Origin of the sequence: Mesorhizobium sp. M4B.F.Ca.ET.143.01.1.1 (genome assembly GCF_004792275.1) — a bacterium.
In the GTDB taxonomy this organism is placed as follows: Bacteria; Pseudomonadota; Alphaproteobacteria; order Rhizobiales; family Rhizobiaceae; genus Mesorhizobium; species Mesorhizobium abyssinicae.
On record NZ_SRSR01000002.1, the window covers coordinates 121,790 to 141,509 of the forward strand.

General features: G+C 64.5%; 20 protein-coding genes. 7 read left to right on the forward strand and 13 right to left on the reverse strand.

Annotated features, from left to right (window positions below):
* Nucleotides 1-14: 14 nt before the first annotated feature.
* The 3 genes from EN786_RS04725 to EN786_RS04735 all read right to left on the reverse strand — a co-directional run bounded on the left by EN786_RS04725 (nt 15) and on the right by EN786_RS04735 (nt 2,186).
* Nucleotides 15-266, reverse strand: coding sequence for an excalibur calcium-binding domain-containing protein (locus EN786_RS04725; protein WP_245478311.1), 252 nt, complete (start codon nt 264-266; stop codon nt 15-17).
* Nucleotides 267-600: 334 nt separating this feature from the next.
* Nucleotides 601-1,044 (reverse strand): SRPBCC family protein, encoded by a 444-nt coding sequence (locus EN786_RS04730; RefSeq protein WP_127284187.1) that lies wholly within the window; start codon nt 1,042-1,044, stop codon nt 601-603.
* Between the two features lie 155 nt (nt 1,045-1,199).
* On the reverse strand, nt 1,200-2,186 hold the full coding sequence (locus EN786_RS04735; RefSeq protein ID WP_189340539.1) for an EamA family transporter: 987 nt from the start codon (nt 2,184-2,186) through the stop codon (nt 1,200-1,202).
* A 228-nt stretch (nt 2,187-2,414) separates the two neighbouring features.
* Between EN786_RS04735 and EN786_RS04740 the strand changes: the two genes are divergently transcribed.
* Nucleotides 2,415-3,146 (forward strand): class I SAM-dependent methyltransferase, encoded by a 732-nt coding sequence (locus tag EN786_RS04740; protein ID WP_127310502.1) that lies wholly within the window; start codon nt 2,415-2,417, stop codon nt 3,144-3,146.
* A gap of 43 nt (nt 3,147-3,189) precedes the next feature.
* Here the strand turns inward: EN786_RS04740 and EN786_RS04745 are convergent, their stop codons facing one another.
* Complete coding sequence (locus tag EN786_RS04745; RefSeq protein WP_127310501.1) at nt 3,190-3,471, reverse strand: hypothetical protein; 282 nt, start codon at nt 3,469-3,471, stop codon at nt 3,190-3,192.
* A 412-nt stretch (nt 3,472-3,883) separates the two neighbouring features.
* Here EN786_RS04745 and EN786_RS04750 point away from each other — a divergent pair, with 412 nt between their 5' ends.
* On the forward strand, nt 3,884-4,324 hold the full coding sequence (locus EN786_RS04750) for a hypothetical protein (RefSeq protein ID WP_127310500.1): 441 nt from the start codon (nt 3,884-3,886) through the stop codon (nt 4,322-4,324).
* Nucleotides 4,325-4,425: 101 nt separating this feature from the next.
* Here the strand turns inward: EN786_RS04750 and EN786_RS04755 are convergent, their stop codons facing one another.
* Entirely contained in the window at nt 4,426-5,493 is a 1,068-nt protein-coding gene (locus EN786_RS04755; RefSeq protein ID WP_127286807.1) for a glycosyltransferase, read from the reverse strand.
* A 431-nt stretch (nt 5,494-5,924) separates the two neighbouring features.
* Nucleotides 5,925-7,592 (reverse strand): outer membrane beta-barrel protein, encoded by a 1,668-nt coding sequence (locus tag EN786_RS04760; RefSeq protein WP_127286808.1) that lies wholly within the window; start codon nt 7,590-7,592, stop codon nt 5,925-5,927.
* Between the two features lie 294 nt (nt 7,593-7,886).
* On the opposite strand from EN786_RS04760, the gene ade reads away from it, so the two are divergent.
* A complete protein-coding gene (ade, locus tag EN786_RS04765) occupies nt 7,887-9,596 on the forward strand; it encodes an adenine deaminase (RefSeq protein ID WP_127310499.1) in 1,710 nt (569 codons plus the stop codon).
* Between the two features lie 27 nt (nt 9,597-9,623).
* On the opposite strand, the gene EN786_RS04770 is transcribed toward ade, so the two are convergent.
* The 4 genes from EN786_RS04770 to EN786_RS04785 all read right to left on the reverse strand — a co-directional run bounded on the left by EN786_RS04770 (nt 9,624) and on the right by EN786_RS04785 (nt 13,506).
* On the reverse strand, nt 9,624-11,003 hold the full coding sequence (locus tag EN786_RS04770; protein WP_127285193.1) for a pyridoxal-dependent decarboxylase: 1,380 nt from the start codon (nt 11,001-11,003) through the stop codon (nt 9,624-9,626).
* A gap of 75 nt (nt 11,004-11,078) precedes the next feature.
* Complete coding sequence (locus EN786_RS04775; protein WP_127285194.1) at nt 11,079-11,807, reverse strand: GNAT family protein; 729 nt, start codon at nt 11,805-11,807, stop codon at nt 11,079-11,081.
* A 14-nt stretch (nt 11,808-11,821) separates the two neighbouring features.
* Entirely contained in the window at nt 11,822-12,556 is a 735-nt protein-coding gene (locus tag EN786_RS04780; RefSeq protein WP_187331177.1) for a class I SAM-dependent methyltransferase, read from the reverse strand.
* Between the two features lie 32 nt (nt 12,557-12,588).
* Complete coding sequence (locus EN786_RS04785) at nt 12,589-13,506, reverse strand: 2-dehydropantoate 2-reductase (protein ID WP_245478298.1); 918 nt, start codon at nt 13,504-13,506, stop codon at nt 12,589-12,591.
* Between the two features lie 286 nt (nt 13,507-13,792).
* Here EN786_RS04785 and EN786_RS04790 point away from each other — a divergent pair, with 286 nt between their 5' ends.
* From EN786_RS04790 to EN786_RS04800, 3 genes are all read left to right on the forward strand, one after another.
* A complete protein-coding gene (locus tag EN786_RS04790) occupies nt 13,793-13,990 on the forward strand; it encodes a hypothetical protein (protein ID WP_135908026.1) in 198 nt (65 codons plus the stop codon).
* 433 nt (nt 13,991-14,423) lie between these two features.
* Nucleotides 14,424-15,779, forward strand: coding sequence for a sensor histidine kinase (locus EN786_RS04795; RefSeq protein ID WP_127285203.1), 1,356 nt, complete (start codon nt 14,424-14,426; stop codon nt 15,777-15,779).
* Nucleotides 15,776-16,420 carry a response regulator transcription factor gene (locus EN786_RS04800; protein ID WP_127285197.1) on the forward strand — a complete coding sequence of 215 codons (645 nt, stop codon included), beginning with the start codon at nt 15,776-15,778 and terminating at the stop codon, nt 16,418-16,420. The genes EN786_RS04795 and EN786_RS04800 overlap by 4 nt, the downstream gene beginning before the upstream one ends.
* Nucleotides 16,421-16,549: 129 nt before the next feature.
* On the opposite strand, the gene EN786_RS04805 is transcribed toward EN786_RS04800, so the two are convergent.
* Nucleotides 16,550-17,023, reverse strand: coding sequence for a hypothetical protein (locus tag EN786_RS04805; protein ID WP_127310471.1), 474 nt, complete (start codon nt 17,021-17,023; stop codon nt 16,550-16,552).
* 519 nt (nt 17,024-17,542) lie between these two features.
* Nucleotides 17,543-18,016, reverse strand: coding sequence for a hypothetical protein (locus EN786_RS04810; RefSeq protein WP_127285204.1), 474 nt, complete (start codon nt 18,014-18,016; stop codon nt 17,543-17,545).
* 611 nt (nt 18,017-18,627) lie between these two features.
* Here EN786_RS04810 and EN786_RS04815 point away from each other — a divergent pair.
* Nucleotides 18,628-18,732: a putative RiPP precursor gene (locus tag EN786_RS04815; RefSeq protein ID WP_127285199.1), complete on the forward strand. Its 105-nt coding sequence runs from the start codon at nt 18,628-18,630 to the stop codon at nt 18,730-18,732.
* 23 nt (nt 18,733-18,755) lie between these two features.
* Here the strand turns inward: EN786_RS04815 and EN786_RS04820 are convergent, their stop codons facing one another.
* Complete coding sequence (locus EN786_RS04820) at nt 18,756-19,643, reverse strand: DMT family transporter (protein ID WP_127285200.1); 888 nt, start codon at nt 19,641-19,643, stop codon at nt 18,756-18,758.
* Between the last annotated feature and the right edge of the window lie 77 nt (nt 19,644-19,720).

The following is a 19,720-nucleotide window of genomic DNA, read 5'->3' on the forward strand; positions in this document are numbered from 1 at the left end:
GGCCAATTCCCACCCTACCGGCGACCGGTGCTCCAGTAGCGGTGGACCCTGACACCGCCGGCGCTTCCGCCGCGCCATGGCTCGCAGGCGATCCCGTCGCGGTCGGCGTCGTGCGTCGACCAATAGCCGGGTTGTCCGCGGCGCGCCGGAGCCAGACCAACGAAGCGAGCGGCGGTACAGTTCGGGAAAGCGGCAAGGTGCCTGAGGGCTGTCACCGGCGAGTCGATCCGGATGCCGACAAAGCCGTAGACGACGTAGCCGGACAACAGGATGACGGGTGCAAAGAGAGCTATCCATCTCAGCCTGCCCAGACCGTGATGGTGACGAGTTATAGGCCAACGCAAGAATGGCAAAAGCATTCTTGGCACGCCCCTGGTTAGTGCCCCAGAAAAGCCTAACCTAAGCCGCCCGCAGCGACAATGATGTCAAATCAGGCGCCACCCATGCGAGGTGTGCGGAGGCAGCGATCCCTTCTATGCTGGCGGGACAGCGCCCCCTGGTCTACCGACCATCTCCCCCACAAAGGGGGGAGATCAGCAGTTTCGGCCTCGGCGCCATCAATTCTTCTTTCCAGCTTTCGTGCCCGGCGGCTTTAAGCGCCTACTGATTGATCTCGGGCTCAACGAGCTTTGCCAGGTTGCGGAGCGACTCCTGCCAGCCGAGATAGCAGGCCTCGACCGGGATGGCGTCCGGGATGCCGGCCTGCGTGATATCGAGATCGGTGCCGCACGATACCTTCTTCAGGATCACGGTGACCTGGATCTCGCCCGGAAGGTTGGGATCGTCGAACCTGTCGGTGTAGCGCAGGCGCTCGCCCGGAACGAGTTCGAGATACTCGCCGCCAAATGAATGACTGTCGCCCGTCGTGAAGTTGCGGAAGGACATTTTGAACGTGCCGCCGACCTTTGCGTCGAAGCTGTGCACCGTGCAGGTGAAACCGTTCGGCGGAAGCCATTTCGCCAGCGCGTCCGCTTCCGTGAATGCGCGGTAGACCTTCTCCGGCTTGGTCGCCAGAACGCGGTGCAAACGTACGGTGCTCGGCATATCGAATGTCCTTTCTGATTGCTGTCCGATGCCCCAAGGACGGGCGGGGCCCGGCCAGTCCGACACAGGCTATCAGATTTTTTGAGGCGCGGGCCGCCGCCACCTATGCGGGCGGGATCGGCTTGGGTTTTGCGCGATTGCGGACCGGAACCGTCTCACGCCTTTCTTGGAATTGCGCCGGTTTTGACCACGGTGGCGAGCACGATCCCGGCTACGATGAAGGCCGCGCCAACGAGATCGTAGTCATGCAGGCTCTCGCCGAGCAGCAGGTAGGCGAGTATGGCGACGAACACGGTTTGCAGGTAGAGCAGCATGCTCGCCCTGCTCGCGCCGAGCGTTTCCACGCTTCGGTTGTAGAGATAGTACATCAAGGCGCCGCCCGGGCCCGCCAGATAGGCAAGCGCCAGCAAGCCGTCGCCATTCATGGCGGAGCGTTCGTCGTTGAACAATTCCCACAAATGGAAAGGCAAGGCGACCAGCGCGCCTGCCCCCAACAGGAGCACGACCAACGGCAGGAGCTCGATGCCGAATTTGGCGCGCCGCACGAGCACGGTGTAGAGGGCCCAGCAGAACGCGCTGCCGACGATCCACAATTCGCCGGGGCTGAAGCTCAGGCGAAGCAGCGCCGTCAGGTCGCCATGCGCGACGATGACCAGCATCCCGCCAAGGGCGGCCAGCGCGCCAAGCGACTTCCAAAGCCCGAGCGGCTCGCCAAGCACGAAACGGGCGAGCACCATCGTCATGACCGGCGACAGCGCCATGATGATGCCGGCGGTGCTGGCATCGGTCTCGTTGAGGCCGCGATAGATCATGCCCTGGCAGAGCGTGAGGCCGATGGCGCCGACGGCGACGATCTCCAGCGACCGCGCCCGCAGCAGCGCTATCATCGCGCCGTGGTGGCGATGCACGATCGGCAGCAGGATGGCGCAGGCGAGCGTCAGCCGCCAGAAGCAGAGCCCCCAGGGCGGCATTTCCGGCGCCACCCATTTGGCCGCGATATAGACGCCAGCCGACAGAAGCCAGCACAGCACGGCGGCCGGATAGCCGGTAAAGGATGACAAGGTCGGGGAGGATCCGGTCAGGGAGGATATGGTCCCGACCGCAGGTTGCTCCCCCGGATGCGATATCGGCACTGCCTGCATGTCGTGCCCCCTTCCACGAACGTCCGACCAAGGACGCGGCAGCAATATATCTCAATCTTGGGATGTTACATATGTCCGAGCATCGACGGCGATCGCGGAGATGCTTCTCTCACATGAAGTCCAGACTTCAAATGCGGGGAAGCACCTGGCGAATTTCCACGGGAACGCGAGGCTTGCCGGAGGCGTTGCACATCCTTGCGGGGTGCGGCGGTTACCGGAGAATACGACATGGAAGGGTTCAGGCCTGAAGACAGCTTTCGCGGCGACGTTGCGAAGCGCTACGACGATGAGCTGCGCGGCGACGAGGATGAGACCGTTCAATTCCTGAAGGAGATCGCGGGTGGACGCGACTGCCTGGAGCTTGCGGTCGGCACAGGACGGATCGCCCTGCCGCTGGCAGCCGTCGGCCTGAGGGTCGACGGCATCGAACTTTCGCCCGACATGATCGAGGTACTGCGGGAGAAGCCGGGCGGATCGGAGATCGAGGTCGTCAATGGCGACATGACGGCGGTCGACATGGGTCGCCGCTACGGCGTCGTATATCTCGTGTTCAATTCGATCGGCAACGTGATCACCCAGGACGGTCAGGTCAAGTGCTTCGAGAATGCGGCCCGGCACCTTGATGAGGATGGCGTTTTCCTGCTCGAATGCCGGGTCCCCACGGCGCCGAAGCGGGACGACGGCGGCTTCGTCGAAGTCTCACATCCCGGCACCGGATCGGTCCACATCGCGGCGTGCAGATATGATCCGGTCAGTCAGGTGCTCGACCTGTCACACATCGATATCGGCAATGATATGGTCCGCATGGTTCCGCTCAGGCTGCGGCTGGCCTATCCGCCCGAATTCGACCTGATGGCGAGATGCGCCGGGCTGAAGCTCGAGCAGCGATATGGCGGCTGGAAGCGCGAACCGTTTGACGCCCGCAGCTGGCGCCACATCAGCGTCTACCGGAAGAGATAGCCCGCAGGCGGCAGAGCCGGCATCGACACCGGCCTGGTCGAGATCAGTGCGATGCGCCGCTGGACGGGTGCAAAAGTTCCCAGGTCAAACCAATCCGGCCATGGAACTGCGATGCAAATCGTTCGGCTTCGACGTTCTCCAGGCCATCGTCGACGAGAGCCTCGATGCTTCGCCGCATCAAGGCGAGCTGCATCGCCCGCGCGTGCGCGGCGTCCGTCTCCCGCATGATTTCCGTGACATGGTAGGCGACGACCGGCTGGCCGAGACAGGACAGAAGCGCGCTGGCGTCGGCTGTCGCTGCACTGACTGCTTCTTCGATCTGCATTTGGCGCTCCTCATCAACGCTGATGATGGCGCCTCCCCGGGAGACAACGGTGTTCCGCTGCTTTTCTAGTTCCTCATCTCGCGCACCGACAAAGTGACAGTCGCGCTTGAGGGGCAATCGCTCTCTTGTTCGCTACCAAAACAGTATGCTCCAACATCCAATTAAAGGCGACCGGATAGTTAATCGATGGTTAACAAGGGCGGTCACATCTTAAGCGTTTCTTAGACGAGACGGCGCGGACCAGCGCCGCGCCTTCCTGTCTGGGCCGGTTAGCCGTGGCCGACCGCTCGCAGCCAGATTTAGGCGGCGTGCCTGGAACCAATGAGGAGCGAGACTGTTCAGCAGTAACCTTGATACGACGCTGACGAGCCCGGTCCGGCCGGGCAAGCGGCGATCATGAGGAGTTCTCATCATGAACATTTCGTCCGGAATTCGTTCAGTCGCGGTTGCCGTCATCGCCGCCGGGGCAGTCAGCGTCGCCAGCGTCGCGCATGCCGACAACGGCACGATCCGCTTCGCCATCTACAAGGCGGCCTTCTTCATCGGCGGTGCCGGAGGCGAAGGCACCCTCACCTTCCATGGTCGCCGTTATCCCATCTCGGTCGGCGCTGTCTCGGGCGGCCTCGCCTTCGGGGCTTCCAAGACCTATTTCCACGGCACCGTGCGCCACACTCGCCGCGCCCGGGACGTGACCGGAGTCTACGGTGCGGCAGGCGGTGGCGGGGCGCTCGGCAAAGGCGCCCAGGTCATCGTCATGACCAATGACAGGGGCGCCCAACTCGAACTCTCAGGCAAGCAGGTCGGCCTGCAAATCAATGCCGATCTCAGCGGCATGAGCATCGCGCTGAAGTAAGGGCCGTCTGCCGCCGCCGCGGGTCTTGCCAGATCAGCGACAGCACGCCATGTGGGCCGCAGAACCGCCGGCATGATCTTGCCGCGCCGTTTCTGCCGCCCCTACCCCATCGCCTGGCGGATGGTTTTGGCGAGGCGCGCCAGGAAGGCCGGCCTCGAGGCGGCGTCGAGCTTCCAGGACAGCACGGCGAGCGCCATCTTTCCGGGCAGCATGCCGACGGACAGGAACCAGGCGGCGAGCATGGCTCGGCGCCTGAGCGAGGCCGTCATTTCGAGGCTGGCGACGGCGCCGTGCGCGGCAAGCGCCAGTTTGGAATCATTGGCCACCGGGTGCCGGTCCCTGTCGGCGCAGAGCGAGGCCAGCCGCTCCTCCAGATGAAGCGTATCGTGAAGGACGGTCTCGGACGGCTCGACCGCCAGGCCGACGCCGGAGACCTGGCCGGACAGCGCCGCCATGCGGTGGAAATCATGCGCCACCCGCCAGCGCGCCCGCTCGGCAAGCTTGGCGCCGAAGACGGAATGGTTGGCGCCGTGGATGCGGTAGGCGCCGACGCATTCCTCGATCGACTGTACCTGGCCGTAGAGCGGGGCCAGCGTCGCCAGATAGCCATCGGCGCCCTGGCGGAAATCGGCTTCGGGAATCGGCATGATGGTCTCCAGCGTCGAGCGGTCGAAGGCGAGCCCGCTGGTCACCGTCGTCTGGTAGCGCCCCTTGTGCAGCAGCTTCGGCACCACGTCGCCGTCGTCGAAGGGAAGTTCCGGCGGCGGGAAGACATCCTTGACGTGCTGTTCTTCGTCGACGATGTGCAGCCGCGACTGCACTTGGGCGGTCGCCGGATCCCAGGCGTCGACGATCCTGGAGACGGCGTCAGGGTAGAGATAGTCGTCGGCGTCGAGGAACAGCACGATCCTGCCCGAGCTTGCCGCAAAGCCGGTGTTGAAGGCGGCGGCATGGCCGCCATTCCTTGGCCGCAGGCAGGCGCGAATGGAGTCGCCATAGGATTCTATGACCGCCGCCGAACCGTCGCTCGATCTGTCGTCGACGACGATGACCTCGACATCGTCATGGTCCTGGCCGAGCGCGCTGTCGACGCTGCGTTCCAGGAAGCGCGCGTAGTTGTAGTTCGGGATGATGATGGACACCGGAATCCGGCTGGGCATCGGATGCATCGCGTTTGACCTCGCGTCTTGCTTTGGTTTCAGCGGAACCCGCAGGAACAGGCCTCTAGCCCCACGAGTTTCCCGGGGGCAAAGCTTGCGCTTGCCCGGGGAGACGGGTTGCGTTGCGACGTCAGCTGAGCGGCCGCGATTGCCTTCGAGGGTCATCCGCCGCAGACATCGGCAGCGGCGCGAGGCGGTCGGGGATCCGGTCAGGCCGGCATGGCATGGCGGCCGGCCTCGACGGGAATTGTCCGTCATTCGATTTGGGACGGTCCGTCGCGCGCCCCGAAGGCATGGCCGGAGTGTGACCGCGAAATGCGGCCGCAACAAGCCCCGCGCGTCAATTGCGCCCGCCTTTCCGGCTGGAGCGGCGCGGCTCCAGTATTTGACTTACACAATTCCGGACGGAAAACCGCTACGCACTTTTCCTGGTATTGCTTCTAGAACTGATAGATGGCCGTCAGTCGCACTGTCTGGTTGGACATGTCGACCTTTGTGCCGGGGCTGACGAAGGAGTTGGTGGTGATGTCGCCGATGGTGCCACCGAAGCCGGCGCCGCCGACGGCGATGTCCAGCGACTTGTACTTGTCGTAGAGATATTCGCCGCGCAGTCGCAGGTTCTCGCTCACCTTCATCTCCAGGCCGCCGCCGATCGAGGCACCGTAGACGGTCTCGGCCATGTTGGATCTAAGCACGGTGGCGGCGCCAAGCAGCGGCGAGCTCGGCGAGTTGGCGACGAAGCCGAAGGCGCCGGCGCCGATCTGGTCGGGGCTCCTGCCAATGGCCAGGCCACCCGAAACGAACGCCATCAGGGCGGGCGTGACCTCATAGCCCGCCTTCAGCCTGACATGGCCGAGCGACTTGACGTCGGAGAAGATCAGCTGGGTGCCGATACATTCGGCATGGCCCGAGCCGAGCTGCTGGAAATTGATGAGCTGCGTCAGGCAGGCCGGGCCACCGGGGCCCCTCGGGTGATCGAAGACGTTGTTCAGCTCGACGTCGCCCTCGGCGCCGAAGATGAAACGCCCGAACTGGTGCTGGTACCCGGCGAGAAGATGGCCGCCGGTCGAATCGCCCTCGAATTCGTTGGACGGCTCGACCCGCAGCGAGCCCTGTGTGACGTTGTTGGTCATGTTGAGGAAGTTGGTGGCGTCGGGGAAACCCACCTTGTGGCGGCTCATCGAGAGGCCGCCGCCGAAATAGGCGCCCGACCAGTCGCTCTTCAGATAGTCGGGCTGCTCGGCCGGATCGTCGGTTTCCGAGAAGGAATAGATGGCCGCCAGACGCACCGTGTGGCTGGAATAGTCGACGCGGTTGCCGGGACTGGTGAAGGAGTTGGTGGTCAGCTCGCCGATGGTTCCGCCGAAGCCGGCACCGCCGACGGCGATGTCGTGCCCTTTGTACTTGTCGTACATATATTCGCCGCGCAGCCGGAAGCCGTGCCCGACCTTGACCTGTAGGCCGCCGCCGATGGTCCAGCCATAGATGGTCTCGGCCATGTTGGACCTCTGGACGGTGGCGGCACCGATCAGCGGCGTGCTCGGCGGAGAGGCCATCATGCCGCCGGCGCTGGCGCCGATCGTCTCCGGGCTCTTGCCGATGGCGAGGCCGCCGGCGACGAAACCGAGCAGGCTCGGCGTGATCTCGACGCCGGCGATGCCGCGCACATGGCCGAGCGTCTTGACGTCGTCGAAGAAGGTCGAGAGACCCACGCAGCCGAAATGGCCGGTGGTGAAGACGGGCTCATTGGCACAGGCCGGGATGCCTGGCGTGCGACCGTCCGAGAAGCTGGACCCGATCTCGTAATCGGCCTCGGCACCGAACACGAAGCGGTCCTTCTGGAAGAGATAACCGCCCAGCACATGCCCGTCGACCGTATTGCCCTCATGGGAGAGATCGGGGGTCTTCTCGAAATGCCTGATGCCCGGCGCGGTGGTGTCGTCCATGATCACCCGGTCCATGCCGTTCGGAAAGTCGACCTTGTGCTTGCGGAAGGACGCGCCGCCGCCGACATAGAAACCCGACCAGTCGCTGGCCATGGCTGGAAGCGCCACGCTCGCGAGGCAAGCAGCAGCAAACGCGGCTTTCGCCGACGATACGAAATGCATGAGATCCCCCCGGACCAATATTAAAGGTAGCTAATATCGGAGTAGCTGATATCACGTATTCGTGAACAGACGTATGGCCGAAATGCAACAGGCCATTGCATTTTGCGCGTCAAAAGGTTGCTTCCGGTTGCATCAGGATCACTACGGCCAGCCTCATGGCAGCGCTCTGCGCAGGCCTCAGCCTTCCATATGACAGACCTGCTCATCGTCATGTCCGCGTTCTGCTGATCGGCCCTTGACCGCTTCAGCACTTCAGCCGAGCGTGGACGAGCATCCCACCCGAGCGAGCACCCGATGGATTCGAAGACACTGCTGACCCGCATGATCCGCGCCGGCTCCGGCGAGGTGCCCGCCGATCTGGTGGTCCGCAACGTGCGGCTGCTCGATGTCGTCACCGGCACGGTGAGCGAAACCGATATCGCCATCGTCGCCGACCGCATCGTCGGCACCCATGCGCGCTATCAGGCGGCCGAGGAAATCGACGGTCGCGGCCGCTTCGCCGTGCCCGGTTTCATCGACACGCATCTCCACATCGAATCCTCGCTGGTCAGCCCGCTCGAATTCGACCGCTGCGTGCTGCCGCATGGCGTCACCACCGTGCTTTGCGACCCGCATGAGATCGCCAATGTGCTGGGAGTCGAAGGCATCCGCTATTTCCTCGACTGCGCAGAGCGGACCATCCTCGACGTGCGCGTCAACCTGTCGTCCTGCGTGCCGTCGACGACGTTCGAGACCTCAGGCGCGCGGCTGGAGGCGGAGGACCTCGTACCCTTCCGTTCCCATCCCAAGGTGGTCGGCCTCGCCGAGGTGATGAATTTTCCCGGCGTGCTCGCCGGCGACGAAGGCATGATCGCCAAGCTCGACGCCTTTTCCGACGGCCACATCGACGGCCACGCGCCGCTGCTCAGGGGCCAGCGGCTCAACGGCTATCTGGCGGCGCGCATCCGCACCGACCACGAGACCACGACCGCCGCCGAGGCGCGCGAAAAACTCGCCAAGGGGATGGCGATCCTGATCCGCGAGGGCTCGGCCTCCAAGGACCTTGACGCGCTGGCCGAGATCCTCGACGCCGACACGTCGAGCTTCGTCGCGCTCTGCACCGACGACCGCAATCCGCTCGACATCGCCGAGGAGGGCCATCTCGATTCCTCGATCCGGCGGCTGATCGCCAAGGGCCGGCCGCTGCATCACGTCTACCGCGCCGCCAGCCATTCGGCGGCGCGCATCTTCGGCCTCACCGACCGCGGCCTGGTGGCACCCGGCTGGCGGGCCGACATCGCGTTGCTCGACGACCTCGAGGACTGCCGCGTCAGCGACGTCATCGCGGGCGGCCGGCTGGTGAACCCGGCGCTGTTCGAGACGCGGCGGACGGTGGCGCCGGTCGGCCTCGGCTCGGTGAAGGCGAGGCCGGTCACGGCGGACGCCTTCCGTGTCGAGGCCAGGGCCGGCCGCAACCAGACGCCGGTGATCGCGATCAAGCCCGGCCTCATCATCACCTTCCGCGAGGACGCCGCCCTGCCCGTCCTCGACCAGTCCCTGCAGGCCGATCCCGAAGCCGACATCCTCAAGGCCGCCGTGGTCGAGCGCCACGGCAGGAACGGCAATATCGGCAAGGGTTTTGTGCGAGGTATCGGCCTCAAGCGCGGCGCCATCGCCTCCTCGATCGGCCATGACTGCCACAACATCACCGTGGTCGGCGCCACCGACGCCGACATGGCGGTGGCGGTCAACCGGCTTATCGCGATGGGCGGCGGCATGGCGGTGGCCGACAATGGCGTCATCACCGCCGAGCTGGCGCTGCCGCTGGCCGGGCTTATGAGCCTCGACTCCTTCGAGACCGTCACCCATGCACTGCACCAGTTGCGCGAGGCCACACGCGCGATCGGCTGCACGATCCCTGAGCCGTTCCTGCAGGTGGCGTTCCTGGCGCTGCCGGTCATCCCGCATCTCAAGCTGACCGACATGGGCCTGTTCGACGTCGACAGGTTCGGCTTCGTCGAGTGACATTTTGGCCGACTGGCGAACCTTACCTCAGTCGTTAACTTCGCCGGCCGCCGCGATCACCTCCGAGACGATTTCGAGCACATTGCCGTCCGTCGTGCGGTGGTTGACGAAGCACGCCCTGAGCGCGAACTGGTCGCGGACCGTCGCGTTCGACAGATAGACGCGACCGCGGGCATTCACGCGTCTCAGGATCGCCCTGTTGTCCTTGGCACGATGGCGAAAACAGACCGCGCTGAGCGGCACCGGCGCCAGAAGCTCCAGCTCCGGATGCGCCTCGACCGCCTCCGCCAGCAGCCTTGCATGGCGCAGGTCCTCGGCGATCGCGTCGCGAAAGGCGCGGCGCCCGTGATATTGCAGCGACAGCCAAAGCTTCAGTGCGCGGAAACGCCGCGACAGCTCGAACGATTCCTCGAAGAAGGCGAAACCTTCCGTCGGATCCTGACTCAGCAGGCCGACATAGTCGTCGCTGTGCGAAAACGTCTTGCGCGCGATGTCCGGGTGGCGATGCAGCAGGCAGCCGCAGTCCAGCGGCTGATAGAGCCATTTGTGCGCGTCGAGCGAAAGCGAATCCGCCAGCGCCAACGAATTGAGCTGTTGCGGCAGGGCCAGGGCGGCCAGTACGCCATATGCGCCGTCGACATGCAGCCATAGGCCCTCGCGCCCGGCGATGTCGGCGATCTCTGGCAGCGGGTCGATGGCACCGGAGACGATGGTGCCGACCGTGGCGACAATCGCGATCGGGTTTCGTCCGGCCGCGCGATCGGCGGCGATGGCTACCTGGAGGGCATCTGGCCGCATCCGGAACTGATCGTCGACGGGTATCAGGCGCAGGTTCGCCCTGCCGATGCCAATGAGCGCCACCGCCTTCGGAATGGACATGTGCACCTGCTCAGACGCGTAGATCACGCCGCCGCGCACCCCCGTCTCGTTGGCCGGCAGCTTAGCCTCGCGCGCCATCGCCAGCGCCATCAGGTTTGCCGCCGAGCCGCCGCCACAAAGGCTGCCTGTGAACCCGGCGCAGCCGACCGCCTGCGCCAGCCACCCCACGACGGCGTGCTCGATCGACGTCGCCGCCGGAGCCGATCGCCACGAGGCGACGTTCTGATTGAGCACCGAGGCCAGCAACTCTCCCAGCGCCCCGACCGGCTCGCCCGAGCCGAAGACATAAGCGAAGAACCTGCCGGCGGACGGTCGCGCACGCGCGGCGATCAACTCGAAGTCTTTGAGGACGTCGCGGCCCCTGCCCTCCTCGGCCCAGGGCCGCGAGAAAAGCTCGGTCGTCTCTTTGCCGCTGGTCGACGGATAGGCCGGTCGATCGTCAAGCGAGGCCCAGTAGGTCCGGGCGAGGTCCATCGCCTCATCCGCAAGCCGCGACAAGTCCTGGTTGGAGATTTCGAGCGCCCTCATAGGCCTGCCCCCTGCATGCGAAACCGCTGAGTTGATTAGCACGAAACCGGCATCGCTACCGGCAAGGGTTTTCGGTCAGAGCGGCAGCGGCGGATCCGCCGGCTCCCCAGGATCATGGCCGGCAGCCGCACGTATTTCGGTTAGCGACCAGATTTGCCGCCCATCGCGGAAGTTCGCGGGATCGAGCCAGGCCTCGAAGGCGGCGCGGCGGGCCGGCCATTCGCTGGAAAGCATCGAATACATGCAGATGTCGCGCGGCTCGCCCTTCAGGAACAGGCCCTCGCGCAGCATGCCTTCATAGACGAAGCCGAGACGGTCTGCCGCCCTGCGCGAGCGCTGGTTGGTCGAGGTGCAGGTCCATTCCAGCCGCCGGTAGCCGAGATCGTCGAAGACGTGGCGCAGGATGAGATAGAGCGCCTCGGTGGCGAGCCGGGTGCGCTGCAGCGGCGGCGTGTAGAGCACGTAGCCAAGCTCGATGACATGATGCGCGGGCCTTGCCTCCATCAGGCAGAGCCAGCCCAGTGGCCCGCCGTCGAGCCCGTCGACGGCGAAGAAGGCGCGCTTCGGATCCGCCACCAGGGCGGCGACATGCTCGGCGAAAACTCGTTCGGTGGCGAACGGCCCCACCTTCATGTCGATCCAGGTGGCCCGCGTGTGCTCGTCATGCGAGAGCGGATAGAGCCTTGCCGCGTCGCGCGCGGCGTCGAGCGGCCGCAGCCGCCCCCAGCGGCCGACAAGCTCGATTGCCGAGGGAACCGGCGCATCACCCGGTTCAATGTCGTCCGGCTTCAGTTTGGATGCCATGATCGCGCCCTTGGTCAGTTCCAGTACCGGAACATCCTACCCATTCTGTTCGGCATCACGAATATTTCCTCCGCATGGGAAAAGCCGGCTTCGCGCCCCATGCCGAGCCATCTCGCTGCGGTTTCCGGGAAATCGGCCAGAAGCATGTGCCGTTCCATGGCGGCGAACTCCTCGTCGGAGACGGCCGACCATTCATCGCGCAGCAAGGAAAAGCGCGCGAGCCAGGCAGCGCGATCCTCTCCCTCGAACAAAGCGGGCTCCCAGATGACGAACAGGCCCATCCCTCCCAAGGCCCTGCGGACGTTGCGCATCAGCCGGGCCTTGCCCTCGCTCGACAAGTGGTGCAGCGACATGCCGATCCAGATCACGTCGACGGGTTCCGACCACTTCGCCATCGCATGCACGAAATCGCTGCAGCGCAGCTCGACGGGGCAAGGCAGGACATCGAGCTCTCGGGCCGCAAGCCGCAGCGATGCTTCCGACAGATCGATGCCGACATAGTTGCCGATCGTGGTCGTCCTCAACGTCGCGGCCGAGGCGCCGGCATCGCCGCAGGCAATGTCGAGAAACCGGAACGACGCAGGCGCAAGCTCCGTGAGCACGTCGCGCAGCAGGCGATAGACCTCGCGATGGAACATCAGGTTCGCCGCCACGATCCTGCGGTAGGTCTCGAGCTCCTGGTTGAACATATTTTGGGAGCCTGTTGCCTCGCTCCCAGTCGTCACTGGCATGCCTTCGCTCGATGTCATGACGCCCTCCATGGAAGGTCGATGGGATGCCGTTAGGGGACGGCACCTGCTGCGCGGAGATGCAAGGCGCGGAAGACCGCCGTGTGGCCAGGGGTCGCGATGCCGAACTTGATGCCCAGTTCGTGCATCCGCCCGGACAGCCAGGCGACCTCGATCGGTTTCCCTCTTTCGAGATCGTTGGCCATCGACGATTTCACATGCGGGGGGAATGCGGACCATCTGGTCGTGACGCGTCCTTCGAACCCCTCGGCCAGCGGATGGCCGGCCGCTGCGGCAATCGCCATTCCCTCGTCGCGCAGCTGTTCGATGAAGACACGCGCCTCGGGGTCGTCAAGGATCGGACCGATGCCCGAGCGCATCAGCGACGTTCCGCCGGAGAAGGCAGCCAATGTCACGAACTTCTCCCACAGCACATTGTCGATGTCGGCAACCGGCTTCAGCTCCAGCCCGATAGCCCGATCGCATAGCGCCTGAAGATCCTTGATGAGAGGATCGCCATGCCCGCCGACGAGAATGTGAGGCAGCCCGCCGGCGTGGACGACTTCTCCGGGCTGCTTGATGAAGCCGGATAGATAGGTGGCGCCACCAATGACGCTGTCGCCGGGAATATGGCGGCGGAGAATGCCGACGCTGTCGATGCCGTTCTGCAGCGTCACGACGCGCGTTTTCCCGCTGACGAGCGGTCCGAGCGCGCCGGCGGCCTTCTCGCTGTCGTAGAGCTTGACCGCGAAGATCACGAGATCGACGGGACCGATATCGGCCGGCGAGTCGCTCGCGCACACATCGGCCAGAAAGACGTTGCCGATGTCGCTTTGAATCCGCAGGCCGCCCTCGCGCATTGCCTGCAAATGGGCGCCGCGAGCAATGAAGCTGACGTCGCCTCCCGCCTCGGCGAGCCTGGCGCCGACATAGCCGCCGATGCCGCCCGCACCTATCATTGCGATCCGCATGCCGTCCCCTCGACGGCAACCGCCGCCACTGGCCGCGCGAAGCTGCAAATGCTTGCATCGGCGCGATCAATATTAGCATTTCCTTGAGGACCCAGCCAGCCGGACCGGGCGGATGTCCGGCGGCAAGCAGATCGCACCGAGCCATCCGGCGCGGCCAACGGTGAGTGATACCGGCCCACGGGACGTAATTGCACCCAAAAGAAGTCAGGACATGCGCTTGAAAGCCCCAACTCGCGGGGCATATGAAAGATATAGAGAAGTATATGACTCGCTTCCGGGGGTAGCGGTGGCGCGCAATCAGATATCGGACAACAAGCGGCTTTCGGCCTTCGACCTCGACCTTCTGCGCGAGGCTTTCCAGAAATCGGCCCGTGAGCATGGCGTCACGGCGGCCGATTGGGCCGAACATGCCAAGCTGTTCATCGAGCGAACGGCACAAAGCGAACCCGGCAAGGAATTCACTGGGCGAAGCACCCCGCCATAATGGCCGGCGCAGCTTGGGGCTTGGGCTTCGGGGGGCAAGCCGCACCGGCCACTGCGGGTTCGGGTGTCGCACGCCCGCCGCGCCACGGACCCTACAAACATATTAGCAATCACTCAATTAAGCCTGAGTGCGTAGCCCACGAAGGGATGAGCCGGCATGCCAGCCATCGGCCTGTCTCGTCCATTTGACGGACGTCACCTCCCGGGGCTTCCCGAACCGTTTCGCCAGCGCCCGGTGCGGAAGCTGAAGCAGCCCGGAGTGACCGCATTGCGTCGCACCAAGAGACTGCACGATGCCAACGGGTGGCTCCCAGTGGCCCACACCAAGGTCGATGTCGCAAACGCCGGACTAAGTCTATAGTCTTCGCAGCCAGGGGAGAGGTGTGCGATTGTTCGGGACTTTCTTGGGGGGATTTTTGCGGCGATGGGGCAGGTTGTCGCTGGCGCTGCAGTTCTTCATTGCCAGCGGCGTCGGGTTGCTGGCCGCGATGCTGCTGGTCGGGCTTTGGGTGACTTCGCAGATCCGGGACGGCGTCATGCGCAATTCCGCCGCCACCACGGCGCTCTATGTCGACAGCGTGATCGCGCCGCTCTTGCCCGACATGCGCAAGAGCCGCGAGCTCAGCGACACCGTCAAGCGGGCGCTGGACGAGACGCTGGGCCAGGGCGCGCTCGGCAAGCGGCTGGTCTCGTTCAAGCTTTGGCGGCGCGACGGCATGATCCTCTATGCCGACGACGCCGAGCTGATCGGCAAGACCTTCCCGCCCAACCACAACCTGATTTCGGCTTTCGCGGGCAATGTCATGGCCGAATACAACGACCTCGACGACGACCCGGAAGCCGGTGAGGAGAAAACGGTGAACGCGCCGCTGTTCGAGATCTACAATCCGGTGCGCGAACCCTGGTCGGGCGAAGTCGTCGCCGTGTCGGAGTTCTACGAGATCGCCGACGACTTCCAGGAAACGCTGAACGCGGCGCTGTGGTCGACCTGGCTGGTGGTGGCTGGCGCCACGGCGGCGGCATTGGCGCTGTTGTCCGGAATCGTCTTTCGCGGCAGCCGCACCATCGAGACGCAACGCACGGCACTCGAGGCGAAGGTGACGGAATTGCAGTCGGCGCTGTCGCAGAACTCATCGCTGCGCCAGCGCGTGCAGCGGGCCTCGCGCCGCGCCACCGCCATCAATGAACGCTATCTCAGGCGAATCGGCGCCGACTTGCATGACGGGCCGGCTCAGCTTGTGGCGCTGGCCGCGCTCAGGATGGACAGCCCGCTGCTGCTCGATCCAGCCGCCTCGAGCGAATTGCGCGAGGCCGAGATATCGGGCATCCACAAGACGCTCGGCGAAGCGATGCGCGAGATACGCGGCATCTGCAACGGCCTGGTTCTGCCGCAGATCGAGACGCAGGCCGTAGTCGACATCCTGACGTTGGCGGTGAAGGAACACGAGCGGCGCACCAGCAGCAAGGTGGCGCTGACGCTTCCCGGCCGCCTGCCGGAACTCGGCACTTCCGAGAAGATCAGCATTTACCGTTTCGTACAGGAAGGGTTGAATAATGCGTGGCGGCATGGAAAGGGCAAGGATCAGGCGGTGCGGGCCGGCATGAAAGGCGGCAGGCTGATGGTGGAGGTGATGGACGGTGGTCCTGGCTTCGATCCCAGCAGGAGCGAGGGGCTCGGGCTCGCGGGCCTGAGGGAACGCATCGAAAGCATCGGCGGACAGTTCGAAACACTGTCCGGCCCGCAAGGCACGCGATTGGTGATCACACTATCTGTCGAGGAGCAGCCGTGACCGCATCCATCCGTATCGCCATTGTCGACGACCATCCGCTGTTTCGCGAGGGCGTGGCGCGCAGCCTCGGCGAGATCGGCGGGTTCGCGGTGGTCGGCGAAGGCGCCAGCGCCGACGACGCCGAAAGGCTGGTGCAGACGACCGCACCCGACATCCTGCTGCTCGACATCAGCATGCCGGGCGGCGGGCTCAACGCCGCGGCCCGGATCCTGTCCGGCCACCCCGGGCAGAAAATCGTCATGCTGACAGTGTCGGAAACCAATGCCGATGTCGCCCAGGCACTCAACACCGGCGTGCGCGGCTATGTGCTGAAGGGCGTCGGCTCCAAGACGCTGGCCGAAATCCTCGGCGAGGTCGCGGCTGGCCAGAGCTATGTCTCGCCGACGCTGTCGGCGAGGCTGCTGTCGGACCTTTTGCAGCCGGCGAGCCGCAAGCCCGACCCGCTCAGCCAGCTCACCGGCCGCGAGGCTGAGATCCTGCGGCTGGTGGCGGAGGGCCTCAGCAACAAGGAGGTCGCCGCCAGGCTGTCGTTGCAGGAAAAGACGGTCAAGCATCACATGACCAGGGTGCTGGCCAAGCTCAACGTGCGCAACCGCACGGAGGCGGCGCTACTGATGCATGAGGCGAAGGAGAAGAATTAGGTTGGTGAATGGTGAATGGATAGGCGCCAACACTATTCACCATTCACCCATTCACTATCTATTCACAAAAGTCACCCCCGCCCTCAGGACGGGGGTGCGTGAGGGACAGAAAGGGGTAGCTCCCTGCCCTCACAAGCCCAGCAGGCGCGCCTGATCCTCGGGCGTCGCCTGGCGCTCGACGATGGTTCGGCCAAGAGCATCCTCCATCTCGAAACGGCCGTTCCGGATTTCTTCCTTCATGCCGTCGGGATGGACGACCTTGATTGTGTCGCCATCGATTTCGACCTTGTCTCCGGTCGCCGCGTTGACGTGGCTGTTGTGGCTGGCGCTGTTGCCGCGGTTGCCGTTGTTGTTGCCTGAGTTGTTGTTACCGCTGTTATTGTTGCTGTTGCCGCCGCCGGAGCTTGAATTGCCGCCGCCGTTGCCGTTGCCGCCACCGTTCCCATTGCCGCCATTGCCGTTGCCGGCATCGGCATAGGCCAATGCAGGAACGATCCTGGCGGCGCCATAGAGCTTGACGTGGCAAGGCGCGATCGTCAGCGCCAGCACCGTCGAGGCCCCCAGGACAAGCCGGCTCAGCCGGTTCAAGGACAGTGTGAGCATCTCCTCTCCCTGCCGGTCTTCTCTCCGGTCTGGCAGACCGCGGCCGGCATGATTGAGAAGAGGAGAGCATCCATGCATGGGCACGCGCGCGAAAGCGGCCCACGACCCTTGCCCTGCCGGTTCGGACCTTTTTTACGCCTCTGCCGGACCTATGTCGCAATGCCGGCGCAATGCGACCGGCGCGACGAACGGCAACGCCAGGACGCGGCAGGGTTGCGGCGCGTTAACCAAACCTCTTGGAAAGCGCAACGCAATTCTCTAAGACTATAGCGCGCGTGAAAAATGCGGGGACCGCGCCAACGAGCCGCGATGCGCCAAGGGTTGCCCTGCGGGAATGCAAGGCGGACCCCAAAAAAATACCCCCGCCAGAAGGCGGGGGCAAGGTGAGCAACGAAAGTCCTGTCAACCGATGATCAAGGACTGAAGAGACGAAGCAAAAGGTGGCAACCTGATTTTGCAGCGCTGACCTTCGGTCCCGAAACGATCACTTCCAGATAGAACCTCGCTCTCACAAACCGTTCAAAAACTCTTCAGCCGCGCCACATCGGCAGCGGTTGCCCTTCTATCGACGATGGTGCGCCCGAGCGCGTCCTCCATCCTGAAGCGGCCGTTTTCGATTTCTTCCGTCATTCCGTTGGGGTGCGTGACCCTGATGCTCTTGCCGTCGACTTCGACCTTGTCGCCGGTTACGGCGTTGACATGATCGACAGTGGCATTCTCGCCGGTGCCTTTGCTGTTACCCTTGCCGTTGCCGCCGGCGTTGCTGTTGCCGCTGTTTCCGTTGCTGCTGCCGCCGCCGCTATTACCGTTCCCGTTGCCGCCGCTATTGCCGCCGCCGTTGCCGTTTCCGCCGCCATTGCCATTGCCGCCCTTGCCGGCTTGGGCCTTGGAAGCGACGGGACCGTCGATCGAGAGATGAAAAGGTGCGATAGTCAACGCCAGCGCCGCCAGCGCCCGCAAGACCAGCCTGCAGCCCATGCGCGGTACGCGCATCCCATTCTCCCCATGCCGGTCAACCGGCCCGAACCCAGCCGAAACCCCAACGGCATTGTCGATGCGAAAACATTCACAAATCGCAACGCCTTGCGGAAGTGGCCCACGACCCATGTCTTGACGATTCGGACTTTTGCACAAACGACGTCAGACCAAAGTCCTAGTTCAACCTCGGGATGTAGTCCTGCGAAGGCTCCCGCAAGCCGCAACGCCGCACCAACCCGGGCCCGGCGATCGACGAGTCAGGGCACTCGTTCGGCAACCATCGACCGTTTTCGGCGCTAGCGACCACCGGGCGTCCGGCAACGAATAAAGCCGGGCGACACCGACCTGGCCGAAATCGCCGGACAGCTAGCCGCCGACGGCCTGACCGCCTGAAAGCCATAGAGGCAAGGCTGCATGCCGAGCATTTCAGCCAGAGGCATATCCGCGGCCCGAGCCTTGAAACCCCGCAACCTTGCTGGCAAAAGTAGACATAAAAACAATTGCTTAATTGCAACTGCTGAAGCAGCCTAAGCGCAAGTCTGACTTGGCCAGCCGGGCAAGGCGAGCCGGAAGTTGACAGGCTCGATTGGTCTGGCAAACTCGCTCGACAGTTTTTGGAGTGTGGGATGAGCAAGAAAACCTACGCAAAGCCCGAGCTCGTCAAGAAGGACAAGCTCTCGCAGGTCACCGCGGTCAATGGCGGTTCCGTGATCATCAACGGGGCCGGCTGACAAAGCCAGCAACAAGCCGATATCTAGGCTGGCGACGGCACCGGCGGCCTTGCCGTGATCGCCGTGCCGAAAGCGGCGAGGATTACAGCCGCTATGCCCGCGCATTGCAGTGCGGTCAGACGTTCGTGCAGGAAAAGGAAGCCGATCAGCGCGCCCAGCGCCGGCTCCAGGCACGCCATCATGCCATAGACCCTGGCCGGTATCCTGGTCAGCGCCATCATCTCCAGCCAGAACGGCAGCGCGCAAGAGAGCAGACCGACTATGACGGCCAGCGCCAGCACATGCGGCTCGGCGATCTTGGGTACGATGTCGGTCAGGCCGAAGGGCAGCGACAGGGCGGCGGCGATCGCCATGCCCCAGGCCGTGGTGCGGCCGCCGAGCTCGGCGCCGGCCTTCTGCGCGAAGACGATGTAAAGCGCCCAGCACCCGCCGGCGGCAAGTGCCAGCAGCACGCCTATCGGATCGAGCGCCTGGCGCACATCGGCGAAGGGTGACAGAAGCACGACACCGGCCAGCGCCAGCGCCACCCAGGCCAGATCCCTTGCCCGGTGCGACGTCAGCGTCGCGACCAGCAGCGGGCCGGTGAATTCGAGCGCCACGCAGATACCGAGGGGGATCCTGGTGAGCGCGGCATAGAAGAGAAGGTTCATGAAGCAGAGCGTGACGCCATAGGCGATGAGCCAGGGCAACACCGCGCGGGAGGGCCTTACCCGCCAGGGCCTGAGCACCATCGCCAGCATCAGCGCGCCGGCGACGAGCCTCAACGTCGTCGTGCCCTGGGCGCCGACGACCGGAAACAGGCCCTTGGCGAAGGCAGCGCCCACCTGAACCGACAGCATGGCCGCCAGCAGCCCGAGGACGGGCAAGGCGCCGGCTTCGGCTCGCGTTTTGGTGATTGGCGCCGACGTCACGGTTCTCCCCTGCCTCTTGAGCGATGGGCCGGAGATAGGGTCAAAAGGCCTGCCTGTCGTGAGGCACGGACGCATGG

Bases quoted from the DNA above. Each gene is read 5' to 3' on its own strand.
- EN786_RS04730 (WP_127284187.1), bottom strand. From the start codon at position 1,044: ATGCCGAGCACCGTACGTTTGCACCGCGTTCTGGCGACCAAGCCGGAG.
- EN786_RS04735 (WP_189340539.1), bottom strand. From the start codon at position 2,186: ATGCAGGCAGTGCCGATATCGCATCCGGGGGAGCAACCTGCGGTCGGG.
- EN786_RS04740 (WP_127310502.1), top strand. From the start codon at position 2,415: ATGGAAGGGTTCAGGCCTGAAGACAGCTTTCGCGGCGACGTTGCGAAG.
- EN786_RS04745 (WP_127310501.1), bottom strand. From the start codon at position 3,471: ATGCAGATCGAAGAAGCAGTCAGTGCAGCGACAGCCGACGCCAGCGCG.
- EN786_RS04750 (WP_127310500.1), top strand. From the start codon at position 3,884: ATGAACATTTCGTCCGGAATTCGTTCAGTCGCGGTTGCCGTCATCGCC.
- EN786_RS04755 (WP_127286807.1), bottom strand. From the start codon at position 5,493: ATGCATCCGATGCCCAGCCGGATTCCGGTGTCCATCATCATCCCGAAC.
- EN786_RS04760 (WP_127286808.1), bottom strand. From the start codon at position 7,592: ATGCATTTCGTATCGTCGGCGAAAGCCGCGTTTGCTGCTGCTTGCCTC.
- ade (WP_127310499.1), top strand. From the start codon at position 7,887: ATGGATTCGAAGACACTGCTGACCCGCATGATCCGCGCCGGCTCCGGC.
- EN786_RS04770 (WP_127285193.1), bottom strand. From the start codon at position 11,003: ATGAGGGCGCTCGAAATCTCCAACCAGGACTTGTCGCGGCTTGCGGAT.
- EN786_RS04775 (WP_127285194.1), bottom strand. From the start codon at position 11,807: ATGGCATCCAAACTGAAGCCGGACGACATTGAACCGGGTGATGCGCCG.
- EN786_RS04780 (WP_187331177.1), bottom strand. From the start codon at position 12,556: ATGACATCGAGCGAAGGCATGCCAGTGACGACTGGGAGCGAGGCAACA.
- EN786_RS04785 (WP_245478298.1), bottom strand. From the start codon at position 13,506: ATGCGGATCGCAATGATAGGTGCGGGCGGCATCGGCGGCTATGTCGGC.
- EN786_RS04805 (WP_127310471.1), bottom strand. From the start codon at position 17,023: ATGCTCACACTGTCCTTGAACCGGCTGAGCCGGCTTGTCCTGGGGGCC.
- EN786_RS04810 (WP_127285204.1), bottom strand. From the start codon at position 18,016: ATGCGCGTACCGCGCATGGGCTGCAGGCTGGTCTTGCGGGCGCTGGCG.
- EN786_RS04815 (WP_127285199.1), top strand. From the start codon at position 18,628: ATGAGCAAGAAAACCTACGCAAAGCCCGAGCTCGTCAAGAAGGACAAG.